This window comes from Salinivibrio sp. PR932, from assembly GCF_001996125.1.
Lineage (GTDB): Bacteria > Pseudomonadota > Gammaproteobacteria > Enterobacterales > Vibrionaceae > Salinivibrio > Salinivibrio proteolyticus.
Map to the genome: position 1 here is coordinate 1 of NZ_MUFM01000070.1, position 1,820 is coordinate 1,820.

Consider the following 1,820-nt stretch of genomic DNA (forward strand, 5'->3'; position numbering starts at 1 on the left):
CTTTTAAGATAACTTCTTCACTATTCAAGTTATAAAAACAGTCTTTTATTTTCTCTATATTATCGTTCGGAAACACCCAGCCAACATCGTTATCTTTTATTCTTGTTGATACAGTTTCAAAAGGAAGCGAGGCACATGGGAGCCCGACGGATAACATTTCAGTCAACGTATGGCACCATGTTTCGTTCCAGATCGAAAAAACCGCACCCACATGAGGTTTAATTTTCTTTACATGCTCAGCAAACTCATCACGCTTATACTCGCCATGAAAAGTTAGCCTAGGGTGTTGGTACTTCAAGTTAGACTTACCAAGAATATGGAAATGTAGCTTTTCATCAACGTCATTTTCCAGGAGCTCTTCAATTATTTTACTTCCCTTTGCTATCGCTATATTACCTGGAATTAGAACTTTAAGCGTATCGCCATTTTTGTATGGCTCTGAAAGTTGATATAACTGTTTAAAATCTCTCCCGTGTGGAATTACATGAAAACACTCGCTGGGTATAGCCAAACTTTCTAATATAGTCTTTCTAACACTCTCATGTGTTGTAACAAACGCATCACAATAACTTAGCGCATGGCTAAACTTTTCTCTCCATTTATTTACCCACGCATTCTCTAGTTTTGGTAATGAATCGCTTCCCCACAAATCAGGTTTACAATTTCCACTCTCCGAATTAGAGCACTTCCCATTGCAGTATTTGTTTTCACCATCAAGTAGTTTTACTGTTGGACAAATAGTATAGAAATCATGAAAAGAGTTAATGACTCTCGCTCCACTTTCCTTTGCAAGTTTTGGTAAACTCAACGAGTGCCATGCTAAATGACGAATATGAACAAACTCAAAGTCATACTTATATAACCAATTTGTCAATACTCGATCATATTCAGCGTTGTGATGAGTTAATACATCGACAGGTTCCTTTAGCACATGACGCTGAACTACCTCATCTGGTTGATTGCTATAAATACGATAAAGTGACATAACTTTACTGTCACAGTGGAGTAACCACCCCTCAACACGATCTGATAATGCTAGCATCAAGTCCCGGTTAGTTTGAGGTGTTCCACCTGTCAAAGTAGAAATAACAAAGAGTCCTCTCGGCAAGATGCTTTGGCAGTCTTTCATTGCAATTCCGGCCTTGAATCGTGCAGCACTAATAACTGAACTTTCACTAAAGACCGATATTGATTTTTTAAAATCCGGATATCTTTTATCGATAACTGCTCGCCCAGCTTTAATTAACTCTGTTTTTTGTCCACCGAAACTTTTAGAGCGATCATGAAAAACGTAGGTACGATCATCAATGATGTTCCGCCAGCCGTTGTCTCTGGCTCGCATGCAAAAATCGTTTTCTTCACCATAACCTCGTGGAAATGCATCAGAATCCAAAGCACCGATATGATTGATGCATGTGCGTCGGATATACATACAAAAACCATTTCCTGTTGGAACAGTAGGATAATAGCCAATAGCGTTCCTACGAAATGCAATTGCGTAGTCTACCTCTGAAACACCTTCGGGTAGATCATTATCATTACCCATTTTTGGTGCTGAGAATGCACCTGCGCGATCAGACATAGCTGTTACTGTAGCAATATTACTGTCAGTTCTAAGCGCTCGCTGAAACCCCTGTATCCACCGAGGAGTAACACGAGCGTCTGAGTTCAGCAAAATCACATCATTTTCTTTTGCTAGTTCAATACCTTTATTAACAGTTTTTGTAAAACCTAAGTTCTTTTTATTATGAAAAACCCTAAATGAATTGTACTTTTCTACATCACTAAGGATTTTATTTATTTCCGGATCAGTACTGTGA

The 1,820-nt window shown here is 38.6% G+C and carries 1 protein-coding gene; it reads right to left on the bottom strand.

Going from position 1 to position 1,820, the window contains the following annotated elements; all coding sequences use genetic code 11:
• A partial coding sequence (locus BZG84_RS16110) for a glycosyltransferase (protein WP_077678500.1) occupies positions 1-1,820 on the bottom strand: 1,820 nt, incomplete at both ends.